The sequence below is a fragment of the Yoonia sp. R2-816 genome (assembly GCF_046762905.1).
GTDB lineage: Bacteria > Pseudomonadota > Alphaproteobacteria > Rhodobacterales > Rhodobacteraceae > Yoonia.
Genome location: NZ_JBKQXN010000044.1, coordinates 1 through 17368 on the forward strand (window position 1 = coordinate 1; position 17368 = coordinate 17368).

A 17368-nucleotide genomic window follows, 5' to 3' on the forward strand; every position below is an offset into this window, starting at 1 on the left:
CTTGCGTGTCAGGCCACTCGTCAGCGCGATCCGCACCGCATCAGCACGGAATTCGTCCGTCCGTTTCAGTCCCATAGTTCGTCTCCTTTGTTGCAATAAATGCTATCAAAGGAGCGGCATCAAACCGCGACACGTCCAAGGAGCGTGCGCGCCACGCGGCGACTATCAGCCACAAGGCGCGGGCTGTCTTTTGTAAGGTGGCTAAATAGCGAGAGCGTTGATCCTTGCACCCCATGGGTGAAGTACGGGTTGATCTCGTACACGCGGGCTTTGATGGACGCGAAATACGGCTCCATTACCGCGCGCAGCTCGCGCTTGGGATCGAAGATCGCATAGCGCGGCGGCTCCCCATTGCGTCCCGGCGCATTCATGATGTGCGCAAGAACGGAGGTGAAATTGCCAGAGCCAGCGCCGCCGATAAGCAGCATGCCCGCCTGCTTAGAGTGATACAGCTTGCGCTTGCCGTGGAAGGCAAAGGGCACGCCGCCAGATGCGCGAAATGCGCGGTTGATTTCAATTGGGCTGGCAAATCGCGCTGAGCCATAGGGGTATTGTTCGTCAAATGTCATGACGTTTCCTTTCATTTTGATTTAAGAAGAAGGATGGCGGCGCTCGCGCCGCCATCCCGTAATATTTAGCCCGCATTTGCGAGCAGATAGATGATCCCGATGATCACGCCGCATCCGGCGATACCTTCGAGAACATCCTTCACACGATCACCAAAGGTTTTGACTTCTTTGGTTTCGTAGATTGTCCCAATGGGACGTTTGATGCGTTTAGGCATGCTTTTTCCTAACTTATTTGTTTCGTTTTGATGTCTGGCCACTTCATTGCAGCCAGCCAATTTGGCTTAGATCAGGCGGTATGAGAGATAGACGCCTGCGATAGTGAGCGCGGCTGTGATAGCTGCGCGGGCTGCATAGAAAGTCATCGGCCAAGCGATGATCTGCCAAGCAAAGGCGATCAGATCGACGGTCTCATACGAGTACTGGTCTTCAGAAAGCGTGACGACGTAAGGCATCGTGAATTCGGTGAAGGCCGGGGTCACGATGATCGAAACCATCGCTGCCGCGCATGTCGCAAAACCGCCAGTCATGTCCGCTCCAGGGCCACCATTGCCGGGACCATGGAACTGGTTTGGGTACTGCATTTTTTACTCCTTTCTTTCTCTTGGGCTGGCCTCAGGCGCAGCTCTATTGGGCACCGGAATCTTGGTTTTCCGGCGGGGTTTCAGTTCTTCAGTTTCGGACAGGCTCTTGGGCCCTCATTGCCTCGCTAGAGGCGGTATGCCATGTTGCTTGGCATGGGCGGTTTCTAACTCCAGAATAGGCCTTGACGCAAACGAAGCACGGAAGAAGAGCACTCAGAATTAAGTCGTATTATCTTTTATATTCAGTTGGTTATTTTGAATGGCACGACGCGGACCGAAGCCCAAACCCAAGCCAAAACTACGCCCCAAAAACCGCTATCAACGCCACTCAAAGCTCAGCGAAGCGAAGTTTTTGGAGGTTCTGAAAGGATTCTCAGAGCTTACAGTTTCGAATCAAATCGCCAGCAAAACTCGTATCTCCGAAAAGACGGTACGTGAGCTCACCTGGAAAATCCGTTTCCGCATGATGGATGACATCATGAATAACAGAAATATCTTTCAGGGCATCCGACGCTATCTATTTGATGGGGGCAAAATTTTACCGCGCGGCCAAAGACTGCTGGATGATGCGGGCGCGGTCGATCCAATGATACTCTATACTATGCTCCACCGTCTTAATGGGCGCAGACTGACAGAACGTCACTACAGCGCCTTGGTTATTGAGAATGCTGTGCGTGCCTATTGCCGGATGGCCGGACAGCCATACGGGCTCTTCGAGATGAGCGATGAACTCAAGAACACTTACAAGGTCATCAAAGACTCTGCTGAAGGGCTCGCAAAAGCGGAAGTCACAGCTGAGAACATGCAGGAGTATGAGGCACTGGTTGCCGAGAATGCACGCCTGCTCAAAGATGCCGAAGAAGTGCTGGATTTGGAGCAGCGCATGGCCGTTGCCGATGCGCACCGCTCGTACGTCAGCCCCAACCAAGTGATCTATAATGATCTTCGGAAGTCGTTGGTCAAGAAACCTCTATAAACGCCCTTGCAGTCAAAATTGACAAACTTTGCCAATATGTGTCACTCTTGAAGAAAGGAGACCGACAATGGCTACGATGAATGTATCCCTGCCGGACCCGATGAAAGTTTGGGTCGAAGCACAAACCAAAGATGGCCGCTACAGCAACGCCAGCGACTATGTGCGTGATCTGATCCGCCGCGACCAAGAACGCCGCGCAACTGCTACATTGGAACTCAAAGCTTTGCTCGAAAAGGCAGAAGCCAGCGGCGTCGGAACCCGCCCGAAAAAAGCCCTGATCGATGCAGCCCGAGCCGAAGCGCGGCAGAACGGATTGCTGAGTGGCGAATAGCTTCACGCTTTCGAATGACGCAGAACGCGATATCATCGATATCTACCTCTACTCACTTGAACAGTTCGGCGAGACGCAGGCGGATGCCTATATCGGCGCGCTCTATCAACGATTTTCTCAGATCGCAGCAGCGCCAACGTTGGGTAGAGATTTCGGCGATATCCATGAGGGGGTGTGGCGGCTGAACCAGCAAAGTCACGCGATTTACTATAAGCAAGACACGCAGGGTCTCTTTGTTCTGCGCGTCCTTCATCAAAGCATGGACCCCGCACGGCACCTTGGTGTTGAGCTAGGTTAAGGTTCAGTCTCATAGAGATTAACCAATCCTTAATCCGCACAAGTGTATAATTTCATTGTGCCTTTTGACGACAACGAACAAGAAATCAGACTGACAGAGCGCTTTGCAAGACATGCGCGAGACTTTGACGACCTTCAAAACTAAATGGCTGGACGAGATGTCGGCAGAATTGCACGCTTCTTGCCAGACAGCGCAAATAGCACCGATCCATCCGGCAGGTCCAAAGACGAACGCGCGCAGGCGCTGACGCGCTTACAGCTCATGCTGATCGAAAAGCCAGCCTATGCGGCCTTGTTCGAAGAGACCGCCAATATCTTGACCGAAGCGCAGAGCCGCTTGGATGTATTGTTGGAACGGGTTCGCGCGCAAATCGACCAATCGACTACAGAGCTTGAAGATAAACTAGACCGTGCGGCGCGGCTGCCAGACGGCACCAGAGTTTTCAAAGATCAAAACGGACAAATTCGCACTCAGGATGGCGCGGGTGTTGCCGCCGATCTCGCTGCGACGGTTCTGTGGAACGGCGACGAGCTAAGCTTTGAAGACCTGCAAGCCGACATCGCGCGCCTAAACCGCTTGACTGAGCTGGAAAGCGATATTCAGGCTGGCCAAGCCGAAATTGGTGATATGCAGGCTGCGATGGACGATGATGACAATCCACCAAGCGAAGATGATTTAGAAAGCTTTGGCCAACGCGGAAAAGACATCGTTGATGCCTTAGAACTTGATATGGCCGAAGCGCTGACCAAGGCTGTCCCGGCGACCGAGCCCGATCAGACGGCAAGCCGACCTACCGCAACAATTATTGTACCCGAACTATGATCTTGAGAATTTACCACACTGTTTTTCCACGACGGCAAGAACGATAGCTTGAGGATATAGGTCAGGAAACCGCTGCATTGCCGCTCTGATGGTATCGTTATGTTCAGGGTTTGCTGTGTTCCCCTGCCAGTACCAGTCATCGATGCACGCTGCGATATGGCCATGCGCGCCCGTTTGTGTCGCAACGACGCCGATCATCGTCACGGACGTTTGGAAATAGCTATCTTGGCTGTCTTCGGCCCATTCCAACACATCTGCGCTGGTGAAGCCTTCAGCCGAAGAAAGATGTGGATAGCTGGCCAATGCCACTACAAAAGCGTTTAGAAGCAATGCCTTAATGGTGATCATAATCGAAGGATTTTGAACATCTACACTTCAAGTGGGCATATGAAAACTGTATATTCCAAACAACGCAGATACCGAAGCTTTTGCGTCCCAGATTGGCTAATATGCGTGCTTCACGCCGCCTGTTCAGAAAGGTTCGTTTTTGATCGGGGGGCCATATGAGCGTTTGGCCGCACATAGCAACATCTGGGCGGCGCATCGGCTATGCCCGAGTTTCGACGAAGGATCAGAAACTGCGAATGCAGCTCGACGCGCTCAATGCCGTGAACTGCGATATAATCTTCAAAGACCATGGGGTTTCCGGCACCAAAGCCAGCCGCCAAGGTCTGGACAAGATGTTGGATGATGCAAAGGCAGGTGACACGGTGATTGTGTTCAAACTGGATCGCCTGGGACGTTCAGTTTTGCACCTCGCCGATCTGTTGGTGCAGTTTCAACAGGACGAGATACATTTCTGCTCGCTCAGCGAAGGCATCAACACGACGACGCCGGGCGGAAAGTTAGTCTACCACCTGTTCAGCGCCTTCGCTGAATTCCAGCGAGATATCATCGCGGAAAGCACCACAGCAGGACTCGAAGCTGCACGAAGGCGCGGCAGCAAGCTAGGTAGGCCGAAAGCACTGACAATCGAAACCCTACTTGCAGCTCAACGCATCATCGCCCAAGAAAATGTTTCGATTGCAGAAGCCGCAAAACGGATAGGGGCTTCGCGCTCAACCTTGCGACGTGGATTGCTGGACATAGTGCCACACAAATTGGTGATGTGGATCAAAGATAGGAATGCGTCCAGCTACCACTTCGGGAAGTTGAAGTGAAAGCCCGCCAAAAATAGGTGTCCTGGCCTCACCCAAAGGCCGCTCGTGTAAGGGCCGCTACCTACGGACTCCGCTGTAGCGAGTGTCGCGACAAGCCGCACCAACAAAATCGGAGAAATTATCGGTGTTGTTTCGATGGATTGATCTAAATACAGCAGCGGACTGATAGGCGCTGATAAAGTCAATTTGATTAAACGTCGAAACCAACGACCTTAGCTGGTCATTCCTCATTCTGTTTACTCTCGGAAGGTCCAATGCAGACAAGTCAGAAATTTTGTCGTCACCCAGTCTCTGTGAGTATACCTCAACCTCTGTCACCGTGGTTTGGTCACCTACGGCCCTCCAATAAAACCTCAAAGGTATACCCGAAGTCTCTGCAGTATTCGAATTTTCCATCAGAAATGTCGTAATGCGAGACATTGAGTCTGTGTTAAAGTATGAGTCCCAGTCATTGGCTAGACCATCCAGTTTCCCACCTATGCTGGAATTCAGGGATTTTAAAAGGTCAGTTTCCATAGTGCTTGGCAAGCTCTCCACATTGGCGAAGTCCATACCCAAAAGCAACGCCACGACAGCGTTTCGCTTGAACTCTTTGGCGACCCACAGACCGCTTGACCCATATGGTTCAAGTCCGAGAGATCGGAGCTTTTCTTGCCCCGGTTCTGATCTGTCCGAGGGGATGGAGAACACTAAGCGACCTTCGCGACGTATAAACCGCCCAAGCGGGCACACCAATTGAGGGTGCATTTCGTAGGCGTAGGAAGCTCGATTGTAGACGAGTGAAACAGCCCCAGCTAAATAAGACAGTGACAGATTGCTGGCGTCTAGCTGAACATCGGCGGCGCCCTCGAGGACAAAGTCTGACGCACCTTCCAGAAAGACACCACCGCCGATAACGTGGTCACCGTTGTTAATGAGCGTTGCGACCGCGTGAATTGCGGAAGGATTTACTACGCTGGACATCGTGCTTACAGTTCTTACTGCTACCGCACTAGTCGCGAAGAGGCAAAAAACGGCCCACAATAGGGCCTTAGGGTAAAATCTCATGTATCTATACCACGCTTTTCCGAGACCCCCATCCAAGCCGAACAGAACAAGAACCCCAGATCAAAATGCAAAATTGATTCTACGGAGCATTCTAGCACATGGGCTATTGTGCACGCCAGAGACTCTGGACATCTACCCAGACCCCAACACTGAATATACTGAGAAGTTGAGGCTAATTGCGGAAAAGAAACCTGAGCGTAAGCACCTGCAATCGCGAGTTTGCTTCACTCTTTGTTCCACCGAGGAGCTGTATAGCAGGTGCGTGCGCGGATTGTCTCCGTCTCCCTATGGACCAAAATATGTCCCTGGCGAAGTTGCATCGCATGCCGATCTCTTTGGCCCAGTGGCAATTGCAATTGATCCACTTGCCGCGCGTAGAATTGGCATCGTTCCAACTTCATATTACTCACCAAGCGATACTTTTGGAGAAAAGTATGAGGGGGGATTTGATGAGGTGCCGGGGCTAAACTATCAGATTATCTCGCGCCTCAAAGAGCTACGAGAAATAATGATCGTCTTGGCTCATGTGGAAGGTGGCTTAACGAAGAAGGGCTACACGTTTCCCAACTTTGAGGAGCTCGCAAGCTTGGAGCACGATCTGCCCTATGATCCTGCACTTTTGGATAAGGTTAACAGAATGAGAGATAATGAGAAGAATGATTTATTTGACTTATTTGATTTGGACCGTGAACCAGCATTCAATTTGGTAGGCTTCATAGAGATGATGTTAAACCTGTTTCAGCAAACGGATTCATCACTTAATGAAGATATACTCGCGTTCTATCAGCAACGTGAGTTCCGGCTAATACACCATATGAGAAAGGGGATGGTCTGGTACAGCTTGGGTTCGCATCCTGAGTTCTTGAATCCTCTTAAAGAAGCAAAGTCCAGCGAGATCAAGGACTTGCGTAAGTTGGTTTCAGATTCCCGCACTGAAGCGACGACTGAGCGTTACTTTCAACGTTGTTGGCAGCTGGAATCTGTGGATGGGCACCATGTCCGCGACTTCATTGAACATGTAGTTGCCCCAAGAAGTGACAAGGGCTGGATTTGTGAAGAGTTCAAAAGACATGATATTCATGTCACCGTTCTGGAAGCAGAAGAATATGGGTACGGCAATCCTTAGATATCGTGAGATTGGCTGCTCAGAACCTGAAGTTGATGAGCGTTATCGCAACGAATGATAAGGCAAAAAGCAAATACATACATGGCCATAGCGTGGCTGTTCTAATCCGCGAAAACGCGATTTTTTTGTATCTAGCGGCCTTTTCGTTGTCTATCTGAGAAATTGTTTGATCGCCTAACTTAGAGAGCAAGTCTCGGGCGACTGCGGCGCGGGCTCGCTCACGGTCGATCAGCGCTGAATGCTTAAACGTGACAACGAGAAAGAACAGTGACAGAAGCGCGCCAACGACGGATAGGACTGGCAGCATCACTTGATTGAATAGCTCACTACCGGTGAAGGCAAAGAGCGCACCTAGGGTTGCGACAGCCAATCTATGGGTTGCGGTACGTTCTCCATCATAGTGACGGATAGTCTGTGTAGCGTCGAAATAGACCTTTAGTGCAGTATCAGATCGCTCAGGCGCCGTGGTCAAGGTTGTCACCGACTGTTTGCTAGATTTTTCTCTTTCGGACATAGGAGTGCCTATTTGAAACCCTTAAACAGATTATCCTCCACATTCTAATAGTGAGGCTATAGTTTGAAGCACGAAACCCAAAGCAACAAAGCTTAAACCCTGAACAAATGATAGGTTTTTTTCCGGTGTGAAGTCAGCAAGATCGGAAGCACTGTGGGCGGCCTTCCCGCGCCAAATGGCAGTTATCAAAACCAACGGAACTTGACTGTAGCGGACATTGGTGAACCTTAAGCACATCAGGAATGCGCCACACATTTCGAACATAAGACCAACGCATGTGAGCATAGTGTCCCAAGTTTCACAACTCATGCTAGCAATCCCGGTCGTATCGATGTCACAAGTCGCCCGCTCGCCTCAATGGTTATGACGTGACCACAAGTACCAACCAAGTAGATGGAGCCCAATTTTCTATAGGCCACGCTTACCGGGCCATCGGCAAGGTCCTGAAAAAAAGACTTAAAACAGGCCCGTTGGTTCTGTGTGGGGCTGTTTCCAAGATATGTACCGACAGACAAATCAAATCGTGGGGTAAATGGTCCTATCATGCGAAGCCCCATTAAAATCCATTAAACGCTTCAGCAACACTAAGGCTAACCAATGGCACCTCACGAGGCGTGCTGGTCAAAGCATGTTCAAGCTTGATTGGGTCGGAAAGCACTTCAAAGCTCGAATACAATACATTGAAGTTGTCCGCCCCCATAACTCCTCCGAGAACCTCGCTATGTTGTCGAAGATAGCTCAATATGCCCGGTGCTGCCTCAACTGCTCGCTTAACGAAGGCAGGATTGCTTAGATCAACCTCGAATTCCTGGATTCCTTTTTTAGGTTGAGGTTCCGCACCACCTTTTCCTTGTCGGGTTACCATCTTCAATGTCCCAAAAACCGCGGCGCTCATACTGATACTCATCAACTATTTGTCAACCCCGACCTTTAACAAAAAGTATTGCTTTTCATCATAGCGAATTGTAATCTAAATATTTTCTTGAAAGGAGTGGATTAGATGGTAGAGAACTTTGGTGACTTCAAGGAAGCTTTGGATCACGAATGCGATCGCCGGAACATAGCGAGAAAGGACAAGGCTAGCCTCATGGAGGAGTTCGAGAAGTATTCCAACTTTGTCGATTTCTTCGGCAAAATCGGCGAAATAGTATTCTCCGAAGATGTTTCTGGAGAACTTGTGTGGCAGTTTGCTCCTATTTACGCGTGATCATTCAATATCGGATTGTGATTAGGTTGAGATGACGTTGCAGTGCAAGATGTGTGCGTGGTATTACCACCCACATCTTGGCAAGGGGGCCCGCTCCAGACTGTCAGTCTTGCCCCCCCCCCGTTGCATCCCCCCGGCCCATGGCTCAGATCGGGGCATAAAACCCATCTTCAGAGCCAATAGAACGTGTGACCGTTCAATCACCACCATGTCATGGAGACCAACCTTTCGCAGTTTGGATGAGCGCCACTTCATGGAGACGCTTTCAGCGCGACCAGGAAGGGAGCACTTCGTAGCTGCCGTTGCCTTGGAACCATCCCATCGATCAAAGAGCGTTCCTGCCCTTGTGAAATCCTGACCAACCCTGCGCGGATTGGATGTGCGCCACATTGTCAAAGATGGACCAGGCTCAAAGGGCCAATCTTTCTCATCAAACTTCACGTTTTCGAGCAGGTAGGACAAGAATGAGGCAGATTCGCTGGGGCTGGAGAAAACCTGTGTTCGAGATACTCGCCAGCTACATAGATCGTTAAGAACGCGAGCGGAGAGATTACCAGCGGGTTAAGGTCAACTAGAAATATGAAGTTTTGCATCTTTGTTCCTTCAAATCATTCACACTGAAGTGCGCACAAAAGTTCAAACAAAGACCTAACAACCCACCGAATCCGTGCTGGCAATCAGATTTGATGCTCAATTTGAAGTTTTTACTTGTCAGGGCGTTACAACTTAGGCGATGATCTGCTGTAGTACGGGTTGGAGGTGAGAAGTTGTTTACGACAAGAATTGTCTACTATCTTATTGTATCTATTTGTATTTCGATTAGCCTTTATTTGACATATTTTGGCTTTGAGCGAACCCTTAACGAACTGACCCTTCCGTTCACTATAGTGATCGGATTAGTGTTGTTTCTCGCTGACTACTTGGTTCAAAAGTATCGAGAGTCAGGCCAATCTATAGCTCTTCCCTTGGTCTTATTCGTCATGGGTGCATTTTTTAGCATGACGTCAAATTTCAACTTCGTTTACACGAAATTAATGACTAGAGATGTCGCCGCTGAAACTATACGAGAGCAATATGACGTATTTCGTGATGATTTAATTTCTACGAGGGCTTCGCTGGTGCAGTTGAGCGCCGTTCAGACCGAGATTAACAAGCGTGAATTGATCAACACTGAACTCGAAAACATGCTGCAACAGGCCACGGATCCGAATCGCCCTGGTTGCGGGCAGCGTTGCCGCGAACATATTGCAAACATCAATGCCCAGCTAACGATACCACCGACGGACTTGCAGGTGCCAAGCAGGGTAGAGGCGTTCAGCGACTATTACGATAGGTACACACAATTGGTCTTTGAGGCCATGGACGCCGAACCCTCCGCCTCTACCTACGTTTCAGTCCGCGCCATCCAGCGGCAGATTGAGGACGCACTCAAACGCTACAATTCGCCTCAAGACGCGATTCAAACGCTTGGCTTGGCTGTTTTGTCAGAGATAGCGACCATCAGCCAAGACGTTGAGCGGCGTGCAAACTCGCTCCTCTCTACAACGCAACAAGTCTCTCACAGAAAAATTGACCCGAGTGCAGGCCGCCTTGGCGAAATAATCTATACACTTCAAAATGGCTTTGTTGATCGGCCCAATTTGTCGGCCACTTTAATTGCGGCGATTATCGCCTCATTTGTTGATATTTTGCCCATAGTTGTTGCGCTTATTGCGTTTCGCAGGGGGGTAAATCTTGGCGGTTCCGCTAACTCTAGCCGACCCGGTGGATTGTTGTAGGGGTACGTGATGTCGGACAAAAAAAAGGCACAAGATGCCAAAACGGCAGGTGAACGGGGTGAACTCGCAAATCGAGCCACAGACAAGTTTTCACGGTTAGATCCAATAGGGCATGACGCGACCGATTCAGGTGATGCCGCAGAGTCGGATGTAGGCGACTCTTATGATGGCTTTATTCCAAATATTGCCGCTACTACGACGTTCACTGCTGAAGATGCGCAGGCCCGCAATGGCAATTATGTACTATCGCTTGGCTTAGGAGGTTCAGGAAAATCCACCTTCCATTCGTTCTTACTTCGCTACATCGAACAATCTGGGAAGCTAGATTTTGAAATGAAAATCCCCCGTCTTCGCTCGGGGGAAGAGGATCACCAAACTCGAAACTTACTGAATCAATGGCGCTCAAAATGGTCACGAGGAGAGTTTGTTCTTCCGACTGCAGCATCAGAAGCAGCTATTAGAGAAATAAACTACTCAGTTGTTCCATCACAGGGAATCAAAGTGCCACTTGACTTTGGTCTAATTGAGGTTTCCGGTGAGCTCTTGAAGCAAGTCCAAGGGGGACGTACTGGTAGGCAGTCGTTGCCTGAAGCTGTACACCATCTTATAGCAAATCCGCGAGTTAACTTGGTCGTACTAATGATGGTTCATCCAGACACTCCAAACAATGATATATTGCTAACGAACTTCATTGATTACGTGAACCAGAACTTTCAGGAGAGGCGAAGCCAAATATCTCTCGGTGTGATAATTGCAAACCCAGATCGGGCGTTAGAGCAGATGATTTCGCAAACTGGTGGCGATGACGCGAGTCCATTTTCGCACTATCAGCGCCTCGAAGATCAAGCAGTGATTGACTACATGCGCACTATGGCGCCAGGAATAATGGCAAAATGGGTTGCGTGGCCGGAAAGGGATAGGATGCTCGTTCCGATGAGGTTGGGTGATATCGATTTTGTCGTCAACCCAAATCAAAAAGGTGCGATGATCCCTCGTTTGGTGGCGCCAGATTTTACTGACGTTGAGAAGGTCTTTGACTGGCTCTATCATAGATTTACTGGAAAACGGAGAGGGCCAACTTTTTTTCAAAGGTTATTCAATAGTATTGACAAAGCTAACTGAATAAATGGCTGAGACGTTACCCGAAACACTTGGCGATGCGGTATTCGTAACCCATGATGGGCTGACAGCCGAAGGCGGAGGATTGCTATCAAGTATAGCCGACTATGTCGGTATTGTAGAATTCCGTGATATGCACGGCAGTATTGATCACCTGCCACCTGAAGGTGAACTTGCTTTTTTCGGCAGGGTAATTCGAGCGAACGGACAAGAAGTCATGCTACTTGGCGCCGTGACGCGTGCAAGTGATGCGATGGGACGTCCGGGATTTCTGGGGGTTTGTTTCGCCGTTGAAACTGCTGCATATGATCATTCGCACATCGAAGCAATAATTCCGTTCCTTAAGGCTGCACGGTCCCACCACGAAACTGAGTTTCGACACAAGCGGCATTCTGAATTTATTGGACTAATTCAGCCAGAATCTGGCGCAAGCTATAAGCTTGATTTGGTGATGCGTGATCAAGAGTCGAAAGTGTACGTCAGAGGGGCTGAACCATCTGAGCATGAAGCAGTTTTACGGCTTTGGGAACTTGTTGAGACTTGCCGAAGACCGACTATTTTGTGGAACACTAGGAGTGGTCCCTATCCGGTATTGACCGATGAAATTACAAAGCAGGAGTCGCTCACCGCTGTTCGTGTGCGTGAACTAAGCGAACGCCAGAAGCGCGAAGCGGCCCATTTGGAGCAGCGGCACCGTGACCAAATCGGTATGGGCGGTTCCCAAGATGCTGACGTTGTCAACCATTCGACCGATCGGCAACTAAGATTCGAAAGGCGCTCAATGCTACTCAGGTTCCCTCGCCCCGACGGGATTGACGTAGAATTCGAAGACTATCTGATCGGTTTGATCCAGTTTGTGCATGATCAAACGGAAGATGTCAGGCCTGAATATTCTAAGACACCCGCAAAGTTATTTTCGACGAAAAGGTCAGTCACGCCGGGCTTCTCTAAGCGCGGAAGGATTGGCGTAAGTTCATTTACTAGATTTATTGCAAATCATAGCTATGCGGCACCAGTCGTGATCATCGCTCTATTGCTCGCGATGATTCTTGCGTTGACCATTGGTCTTCGCACTGCCAGAGATGCAACGGATGCGACGCCTATTCCTTCGGTAGAGGCAAAACCAATTCAAGAACAATTCGAGATATTGCCAGACTAAGTTTATTTATTGGTTGCTTCTTAGTTCGGCATATTTGAGGCCAACCGATTTGAAGTCAGCGGTTGGCGTTAGAGCGAAGCAATACGAAATGCCAGTTCACGCTCAATGTTTTCCAGCGCTACCAGCGCATTGCTCCGATCTTGCGAGCCGTGCGGAGCGGCGGCAACGGCGTTGAATGCTTCGCGGAACAGGCCGTGCAGTTCCTCCAGGCTAAGTTTTTGTGCGTCATATCGTGTAATGAGTTTCATCGTATCCTCCTCTTCGGGATCAAGGAGGCCCCGACCTTCGGAGCCTTTCGGCCCCGGAACACACACAATCATTGGGGTTTGAAGGCACCGAAAGATCGGTGGCAGGCATTGATGCCTGCGGTGGATACGAATGAGATGCACACAGGCGTATGATCAAAGAAAAACGCAGCCACGAGGGCTGCGCTGATGTTTTCCAAGTAAGTGAAAGACTTGGGGCTGATGCCCCCGGCGCGGATCAAAGGGTGGATCCTCGCCATGCTCGTTTCACTGCATTGCAGCTTGCGCGTGGCTCTGGTCCGCAGCGTGGCTGCCCTTTGCTCCTTGCACCCCCTCTCTTCGCCAGAGGGGCAGTTCGGTTGCATGCGCGAACCGAATATAAGGAGAAAAAAGATGACGCAGTTTTACGCCCAGCCTTACGATGTATCGGCGACAGGCTTCTATTTTGATGATGAAGCAGGGTTTTCAGAGAAGATCGGCAAGATCAAGAATGACTACAGCCAGCCCGTGGAAGAGTTTGAAATCCAGTTCATTGACGGCAAAAGCATTGATTGTACGCTGGCCAAAGCATGGCGCATCAATCAAGCTAACATCCTGAAATTCATGAAGATCGTGGATGAATGGGATGATGATCAGAAGACTCGCTTCATTCTGGCCGTTGGTGAGTGCGGCTATGACTTTGACCCAGAAACCGTTGATCCTGATGATTTTGATCTGGACATCTATCACCTGGATACGATGAAAGAACTGGCTGAGCAGTTTGTTGAGGAAGGCTTGTTCGGTGACATCCCTGATCATCTGGCAAACTACATAGACATGGACGCCATCGCCTATGATCTGAGCATGGATTACACAGAAACAGAAATCGCAGGGCAGCGGATGATTCACCGCTGCGCCTAGCGCGTAAATTTATTCATTTTCAAAGTCATAGTCCCATTTCGTATGGGGCTTGAACTCCGGCACCAGCACATCGGGTTTTTCCATGCGGGCATGGGTCAACCGGATAGCCAGCCGAATGGCATCATCGGCAGCAAGATGAAAATGCCGCCGCAAGTCATCCAGCTTTGAGGCATGGGCCTCATCCAGATTCAGCATAAATGTTTTTCGTGTTGGGTATCGCATGTCGTTTGTCATGGGCGACCTCCTTTCTTTGGTTAAAGTTCACGGCCAAGATCATCGCCGCGAGAACGATTGCGCTCGCGTTGCCTTTGGCGATCCGCGCCCAGGCGCTGACGCCCGCGCATCTTGGTCTTGGCTTGCTCATGGGATTGACCGCGCTTGTTCAGGCTGGGCACATCACCGCGCTTCATGGCGACATAGGCCGCAATCTCTGATCTGATTTGCGCAACCTCTGTGGCGCGCTCTTCGCGCTTTTGCTTGATAGCGGCCTGCAAACGCTGGCGCTCTTCAAGCTGGCGAGACACCAGACGGTCTTTTTCTGCACGGTCTCGCTGCCAGGATTGCAGGGCTTCCATTTCATTCTTGGCTTTGATCTTGGAGAACTTACCTGTGATGCGGGACCAGATACCGCTGAAACCACTAGGCAAGCGGCTGGCGCGGGCCTGCATCTCGCGCTGCTCACGCTGCGCAATGCGCATGTTTTCCGCTTTGCGTTCTTCGCCATGACGCGCCTGAAGCTGCTGGCGTTTCATCTCCATCGCTGGCGATGCACGGCGATAGCCATCATCCACTTCTTTCAGATAGGTCTTGAGCTGACCTGTCATGCGGCTGGCGATATGAGCTTTGGTGTCTTGAACAGAAGACAGGAACTCAGCATCCGGAATGCGCTCGCGCACATCTTTGGCCTTCACGCCAGCCCAGCGGGAGAGCGAATAGGTCTCGCCGCGCACATCAACGGCGACAACGCCGCGACGATCTCCTTTGGCCAGGAAGAAGCCTTTCTCTTCCAGCGACGCCTTGAGCGCATCGGTCCCATCCGAGTTCTTCCAGCATTCCTGAAACGCGGCTTTGATCAGCTTGGGGTCTTGTTTGCTGCGCTGTGCTTGCTGCCATTCAGCGCGAGAAAAGTTCAGTGGATTGCGCAGGGATTTATCGATCATGCCCTTGGGCATGTCCCAACCATGCTCCAGATACAGATCGCGGGAGACATCCATCAGCTTGTCCTTGAAAAAGCTCATGTTCTTGGCGCGCATCTCATCACTATCGATGCGGCTCCAGACCGCATGGGCATGCCTGCGGCCATCTTTTTCATGGAAGACAAGCGCGCGAGCGTGATCATCCAGACCGAGCTTGCCTTCGATCTGATCAACGGCGCGTTCAAAATCTTCACGGCTGACATGCGCGCCTTCGGGCGGGTTCAGGCTCATGGAGAACAAATGCTTCTGGCATTTGGTTTGTGAAGCGATGGCTTCGGCCTCTTTGAAGGCAGCATCTAGGTCATTGCTGACAAAGCCGCGCAGCTCATGCAGCTCGACATGCTCATTGTCGCGCATGGACATCAGGTATTGTGCAAGTTGAGGGGCATTGCCACGTTCTTTGGCTTTCAAGATCATAGGCTGCCCCCATCACTAAGGGCAGCCATCAACGCATCGCGCATGTCTTGAACAGCGCGGCAAGCTTCCTTGATCTCACTTTCCGTTTCCGGCGTGACAGGCAGTGCGCCCATATTGACGGACTTGGCGAGCTGATTGAGGTTTTGGGAAAGGCGGCTTTTACCAAGGTGCCCAAGCGCGCGCCCAACAGCTTGTGAATCCGGCTTCGAAGAGACCGTTTTGCCCTGATCAATGGCTTCTTTGAGGACAGCCTTAATGTACCCACCAAGGGGCATATCCCCGGCCAGATCACGCAATGCGGCCTTTTCCTCAAAGCTCAAGCGCAGCGAAAACGGCGCTTCGCGCTTCTTTGGGGGCTGGGCGGCTGCTACCGCGTTGAAATTACGTGCCGAAATGCTCATCGCCGCACCTCGGATCATTGTCCTGAGTTACGGTGTTGGAGGAAGTCTCAATTGCGCGAAGATGGCGCTCCCATTCGTCCAGAGTGTCGAACAAAGAGTTCGAACTTTCTCCGGCGAAGCGCGCCATTTCCCAATACAAACCCGATGGTTGGCCGTTCGCATGTTTGGCGGCTTGGTGCTTATGTGGGGAAATCGCGTAAGCAGGAGGGGTCGCAACAGCGTGCTCAAATCGCGTCGAGTTCGAATTCCATGGTCAGAACCCAAAGCAGCTGGGTCTGGCAGCTCTGAAGGAAAGTTTGGCGATGAATGTCTCTGTCGGGTGCACTATGTGTGCAACATGAAATGGGCTTCTGGCTCACTTTGTCGGGTGATCTGCGGTCTGCGCCCCCTGACTCAAACTCTCGGGACCATCTGCGCAGCATCGTCGCGTGGACGTCCAGATCCCCCGAAGTCTGAGTCACGCTCACACCAAGCACCACTACAATCTGTGCTTAAACTCCGGTCTGGATACTTTTCTCATTATTGCTGGCCCCCAATCTCATAAGCACCTCATCTCTGTGTCCACAAAACTGGCAGCAGGCCATGCACAGGTGTTCGGTGTGCAGGTCGCGCTATTCAACTTATTCTTGCATTACCGGTTGCTGACTGCCCTGAGCGAATGTAGGTTAATATATAGTTAATGCGGAACGGATTTGATGACGAAGAAGACAGGGAACGGCGTTGGAGCCGGACTGAACGAAAAAACGACTGAAAAACAAACAGAAATTGATCCCGAAATCGCGAAGAAAGTCGCCCAGGTAAGGGCGCAGGTGCGCGAATCCTTTGGAAAGATCGCGATGGCGATGATGGCGCTGCCTCGCTATCGCAGTCAAACGATCGGTGATCTGCAGCATATGGTGCTGGAGCCGCTGATCCGCGACCGGATCGCCATTGCCTATCCCGGAAATGAAGAACGCGGGCCGCTGACCGATCTGTCGGGAGTGGCGATCTGGGCGTCGGTGTCCGAGGAGGTCGATGCGAAGATCCGCGATCAGATCAAGGGCGGGGTATTCCCGGTGCGGTTGAAGGCGGATGAGTGGCAGTCGGGAGACATCAACTGGCTGCTGGATGTGATCGCGCCGGATCAGAAGACGACCGTGTCCGTGATCGCGAATTTCAAACAGGTTGTGAAGAATGGGGAATTGCGGATGCATCCCATCGTGACGCGGCTGGTGGATCCAGAGACGCTGGAGAAGCTAGGGGCAAAAAGATGACCGCGCCCCTCATGGCCATGGTCCTGCTGGAACACCCCCTGATCCTCGATCAGGCCGCAGCGGAAGCTGTCATCGCTTCCTTCCCGGCCTCCGCCAAAGCAAAGCTGCATGCTGTCAAGAAGGAAGGTACCTCGCTCCAGATCACCTTTGACGACATGAAATTCACCGTGGTGTCGGTCGCCGAACCCATGGCGCTGCGGGATTTTGCCAAACAGTTTTCACAACCATCGGGTCGGGCGTTCGAGCCGATGATCGCGGCGCACCGGGCC

At 51.1% G+C, this 17368-nt stretch carries 23 protein-coding genes; 13 read left to right on the top strand and 10 right to left on the bottom strand.

Features of this window, described 5'->3' with window-relative positions:
* Positions 1–119: 119 nt before the first annotated feature.
* From ACFWW2_RS00665 to ACFWW2_RS00675, 3 genes are all read right to left on the bottom strand, one after another.
* A complete protein-coding gene (locus ACFWW2_RS00665; protein WP_393925435.1) occupies positions 120–569 on the bottom strand; it encodes a hypothetical protein in 450 nt (149 codons plus the stop codon).
* A gap of 65 nt (positions 570–634) precedes the next feature.
* On the bottom strand, positions 635–784 hold the full coding sequence (locus ACFWW2_RS00670) for a hypothetical protein (RefSeq protein WP_393925436.1): 150 nt from the start codon (positions 782–784) through the stop codon (positions 635–637).
* Positions 785–850: 66 nt separating this feature from the next.
* Positions 851–1150 carry a hypothetical protein gene (locus ACFWW2_RS00675; RefSeq protein ID WP_393925437.1) on the bottom strand — a complete coding sequence of 100 codons (300 nt, stop codon included), beginning with the start codon at positions 1148–1150 and terminating at the stop codon, positions 851–853.
* A gap of 259 nt (positions 1151–1409) precedes the next feature.
* Between ACFWW2_RS00675 and ACFWW2_RS00680 the strand changes: the two genes are divergently transcribed.
* The 4 genes from ACFWW2_RS00680 (at position 1410) to ACFWW2_RS00695 (ending at position 3577) form a co-directional block, all read left to right on the top strand.
* A complete protein-coding gene (locus tag ACFWW2_RS00680; RefSeq protein WP_393925438.1) occupies positions 1410–2126 on the top strand; it encodes a hypothetical protein in 717 nt (238 codons plus the stop codon).
* Positions 2127–2193: 67 nt separating this feature from the next.
* Positions 2194–2457 (top strand): type II toxin-antitoxin system ParD family antitoxin, encoded by a 264-nt coding sequence (locus ACFWW2_RS00685; protein ID WP_393925439.1) that lies wholly within the window; start codon positions 2194–2196, stop codon positions 2455–2457.
* Complete coding sequence (locus ACFWW2_RS00690; RefSeq protein ID WP_393925440.1) at positions 2447–2755, top strand: type II toxin-antitoxin system RelE/ParE family toxin; 309 nt, start codon at positions 2447–2449, stop codon at positions 2753–2755. Before ACFWW2_RS00685 ends, ACFWW2_RS00690 begins: the two co-directional genes overlap by 11 nt.
* A gap of 144 nt (positions 2756–2899) precedes the next feature.
* Entirely contained in the window at positions 2900–3577 is a 678-nt protein-coding gene (locus tag ACFWW2_RS00695; protein WP_393925441.1) for a hypothetical protein, read from the top strand.
* Here the strand turns inward: ACFWW2_RS00695 and ACFWW2_RS00700 are convergent.
* Positions 3572–3925: a hypothetical protein gene (locus ACFWW2_RS00700; RefSeq protein WP_393925442.1), complete on the bottom strand. Its 354-nt coding sequence runs from the start codon at positions 3923–3925 to the stop codon at positions 3572–3574. The genes ACFWW2_RS00695 and ACFWW2_RS00700 overlap by 6 nt on opposite strands.
* A gap of 236 nt (positions 3926–4161) precedes the next feature.
* On the opposite strand from ACFWW2_RS00700, the gene ACFWW2_RS00705 reads away from it, so the two are divergent.
* A complete protein-coding gene (locus tag ACFWW2_RS00705) occupies positions 4162–4737 on the top strand; it encodes a recombinase family protein (protein WP_393925443.1) in 576 nt (191 codons plus the stop codon).
* A 1309-nt stretch (positions 4738–6046) separates the two neighbouring features.
* Positions 6047–6910: a hypothetical protein gene (locus tag ACFWW2_RS00710; protein ID WP_393925444.1), complete on the top strand. Its 864-nt coding sequence runs from the start codon at positions 6047–6049 to the stop codon at positions 6908–6910.
* A 19-nt stretch (positions 6911–6929) separates the two neighbouring features.
* Here the strand turns inward: ACFWW2_RS00710 and ACFWW2_RS00715 are convergent, their stop codons facing one another.
* Positions 6930–7424 carry a hypothetical protein gene (locus ACFWW2_RS00715; protein WP_393925445.1) on the bottom strand — a complete coding sequence of 165 codons (495 nt, stop codon included), beginning with the start codon at positions 7422–7424 and terminating at the stop codon, positions 6930–6932.
* Between the two features lie 556 nt (positions 7425–7980).
* Positions 7981–8331 (bottom strand): hypothetical protein, encoded by a 351-nt coding sequence (locus ACFWW2_RS00720; RefSeq protein WP_393925446.1) that lies wholly within the window; start codon positions 8329–8331, stop codon positions 7981–7983.
* 93 nt (positions 8332–8424) lie between these two features.
* Between ACFWW2_RS00720 and ACFWW2_RS00725 the strand changes: the two genes are divergently transcribed.
* The 4 genes from ACFWW2_RS00725 to ACFWW2_RS00740 all read left to right on the top strand — a co-directional run bounded on the left by ACFWW2_RS00725 (position 8425) and on the right by ACFWW2_RS00740 (position 12687).
* Entirely contained in the window at positions 8425–8631 is a 207-nt protein-coding gene (locus ACFWW2_RS00725) for a hypothetical protein (RefSeq protein ID WP_393925447.1), read from the top strand.
* A 767-nt stretch (positions 8632–9398) separates the two neighbouring features.
* Positions 9399–10409, top strand: a complete 1011-nt coding sequence (locus ACFWW2_RS00730) for a hypothetical protein (RefSeq protein ID WP_393925448.1) — start codon at positions 9399–9401, stop codon at positions 10407–10409.
* Positions 10410–10418: 9 nt separating this feature from the next.
* Positions 10419–11531, top strand: a complete 1113-nt coding sequence (locus tag ACFWW2_RS00735; protein ID WP_393925449.1) for a hypothetical protein — start codon at positions 10419–10421, stop codon at positions 11529–11531.
* Between the two features lie 4 nt (positions 11532–11535).
* Entirely contained in the window at positions 11536–12687 is a 1152-nt protein-coding gene (locus ACFWW2_RS00740) for a hypothetical protein (protein ID WP_393925450.1), read from the top strand.
* A 68-nt stretch (positions 12688–12755) separates the two neighbouring features.
* Here ACFWW2_RS00740 and ACFWW2_RS00745 read toward each other — a convergent pair whose 3' ends face one another.
* The gene (locus ACFWW2_RS00745; protein ID WP_393925451.1) at positions 12756–12935 is read right to left on the bottom strand and encodes a hypothetical protein; all 180 of its coding nucleotides are present in this window, start codon (positions 12933–12935) and stop codon (positions 12756–12758) included.
* 390 nt (positions 12936–13325) lie between these two features.
* Between ACFWW2_RS00745 and ACFWW2_RS00750 the strand changes: the two genes are divergently transcribed.
* Positions 13326–13832, top strand: coding sequence for an antirestriction protein ArdA (locus ACFWW2_RS00750; protein ID WP_393925452.1), 507 nt, complete (start codon positions 13326–13328; stop codon positions 13830–13832).
* Positions 13833–13841: 9 nt separating this feature from the next.
* On the opposite strand, the gene ACFWW2_RS00755 is transcribed toward ACFWW2_RS00750, so the two are convergent.
* Genes ACFWW2_RS00755 through ACFWW2_RS00765 form a run of 3 tightly spaced genes read right to left on the bottom strand, consistent with a single transcriptional unit; the run spans position 13842 to position 15846 of the window.
* Complete coding sequence (locus tag ACFWW2_RS00755; protein ID WP_393925453.1) at positions 13842–14066, bottom strand: hypothetical protein; 225 nt, start codon at positions 14064–14066, stop codon at positions 13842–13844.
* Positions 14067–14086: 20 nt separating this feature from the next.
* Positions 14087–15445 carry a relaxase/mobilization nuclease domain-containing protein gene (locus ACFWW2_RS00760; protein WP_393925454.1) on the bottom strand — a complete coding sequence of 453 codons (1359 nt, stop codon included), beginning with the start codon at positions 15443–15445 and terminating at the stop codon, positions 14087–14089.
* Complete coding sequence (locus ACFWW2_RS00765) at positions 15442–15846, bottom strand: hypothetical protein (RefSeq protein ID WP_393925455.1); 405 nt, start codon at positions 15844–15846, stop codon at positions 15442–15444. Before ACFWW2_RS00765 ends, ACFWW2_RS00760 begins: the two co-directional genes overlap by 4 nt.
* Positions 15847–16541: 695 nt before the next feature.
* Here ACFWW2_RS00765 and ACFWW2_RS00770 point away from each other — a divergent pair.
* Positions 16542–17099 (top strand): toxin-activating lysine-acyltransferase, encoded by a 558-nt coding sequence (locus ACFWW2_RS00770; protein ID WP_393925456.1) that lies wholly within the window; start codon positions 16542–16544, stop codon positions 17097–17099.
* The coding region (locus ACFWW2_RS00775) for a hypothetical protein (RefSeq protein WP_393925457.1) at positions 17096–17368 on the top strand (273 nt) is incomplete at its 3' end. The genes ACFWW2_RS00770 and ACFWW2_RS00775, both read left to right, overlap by 4 nt.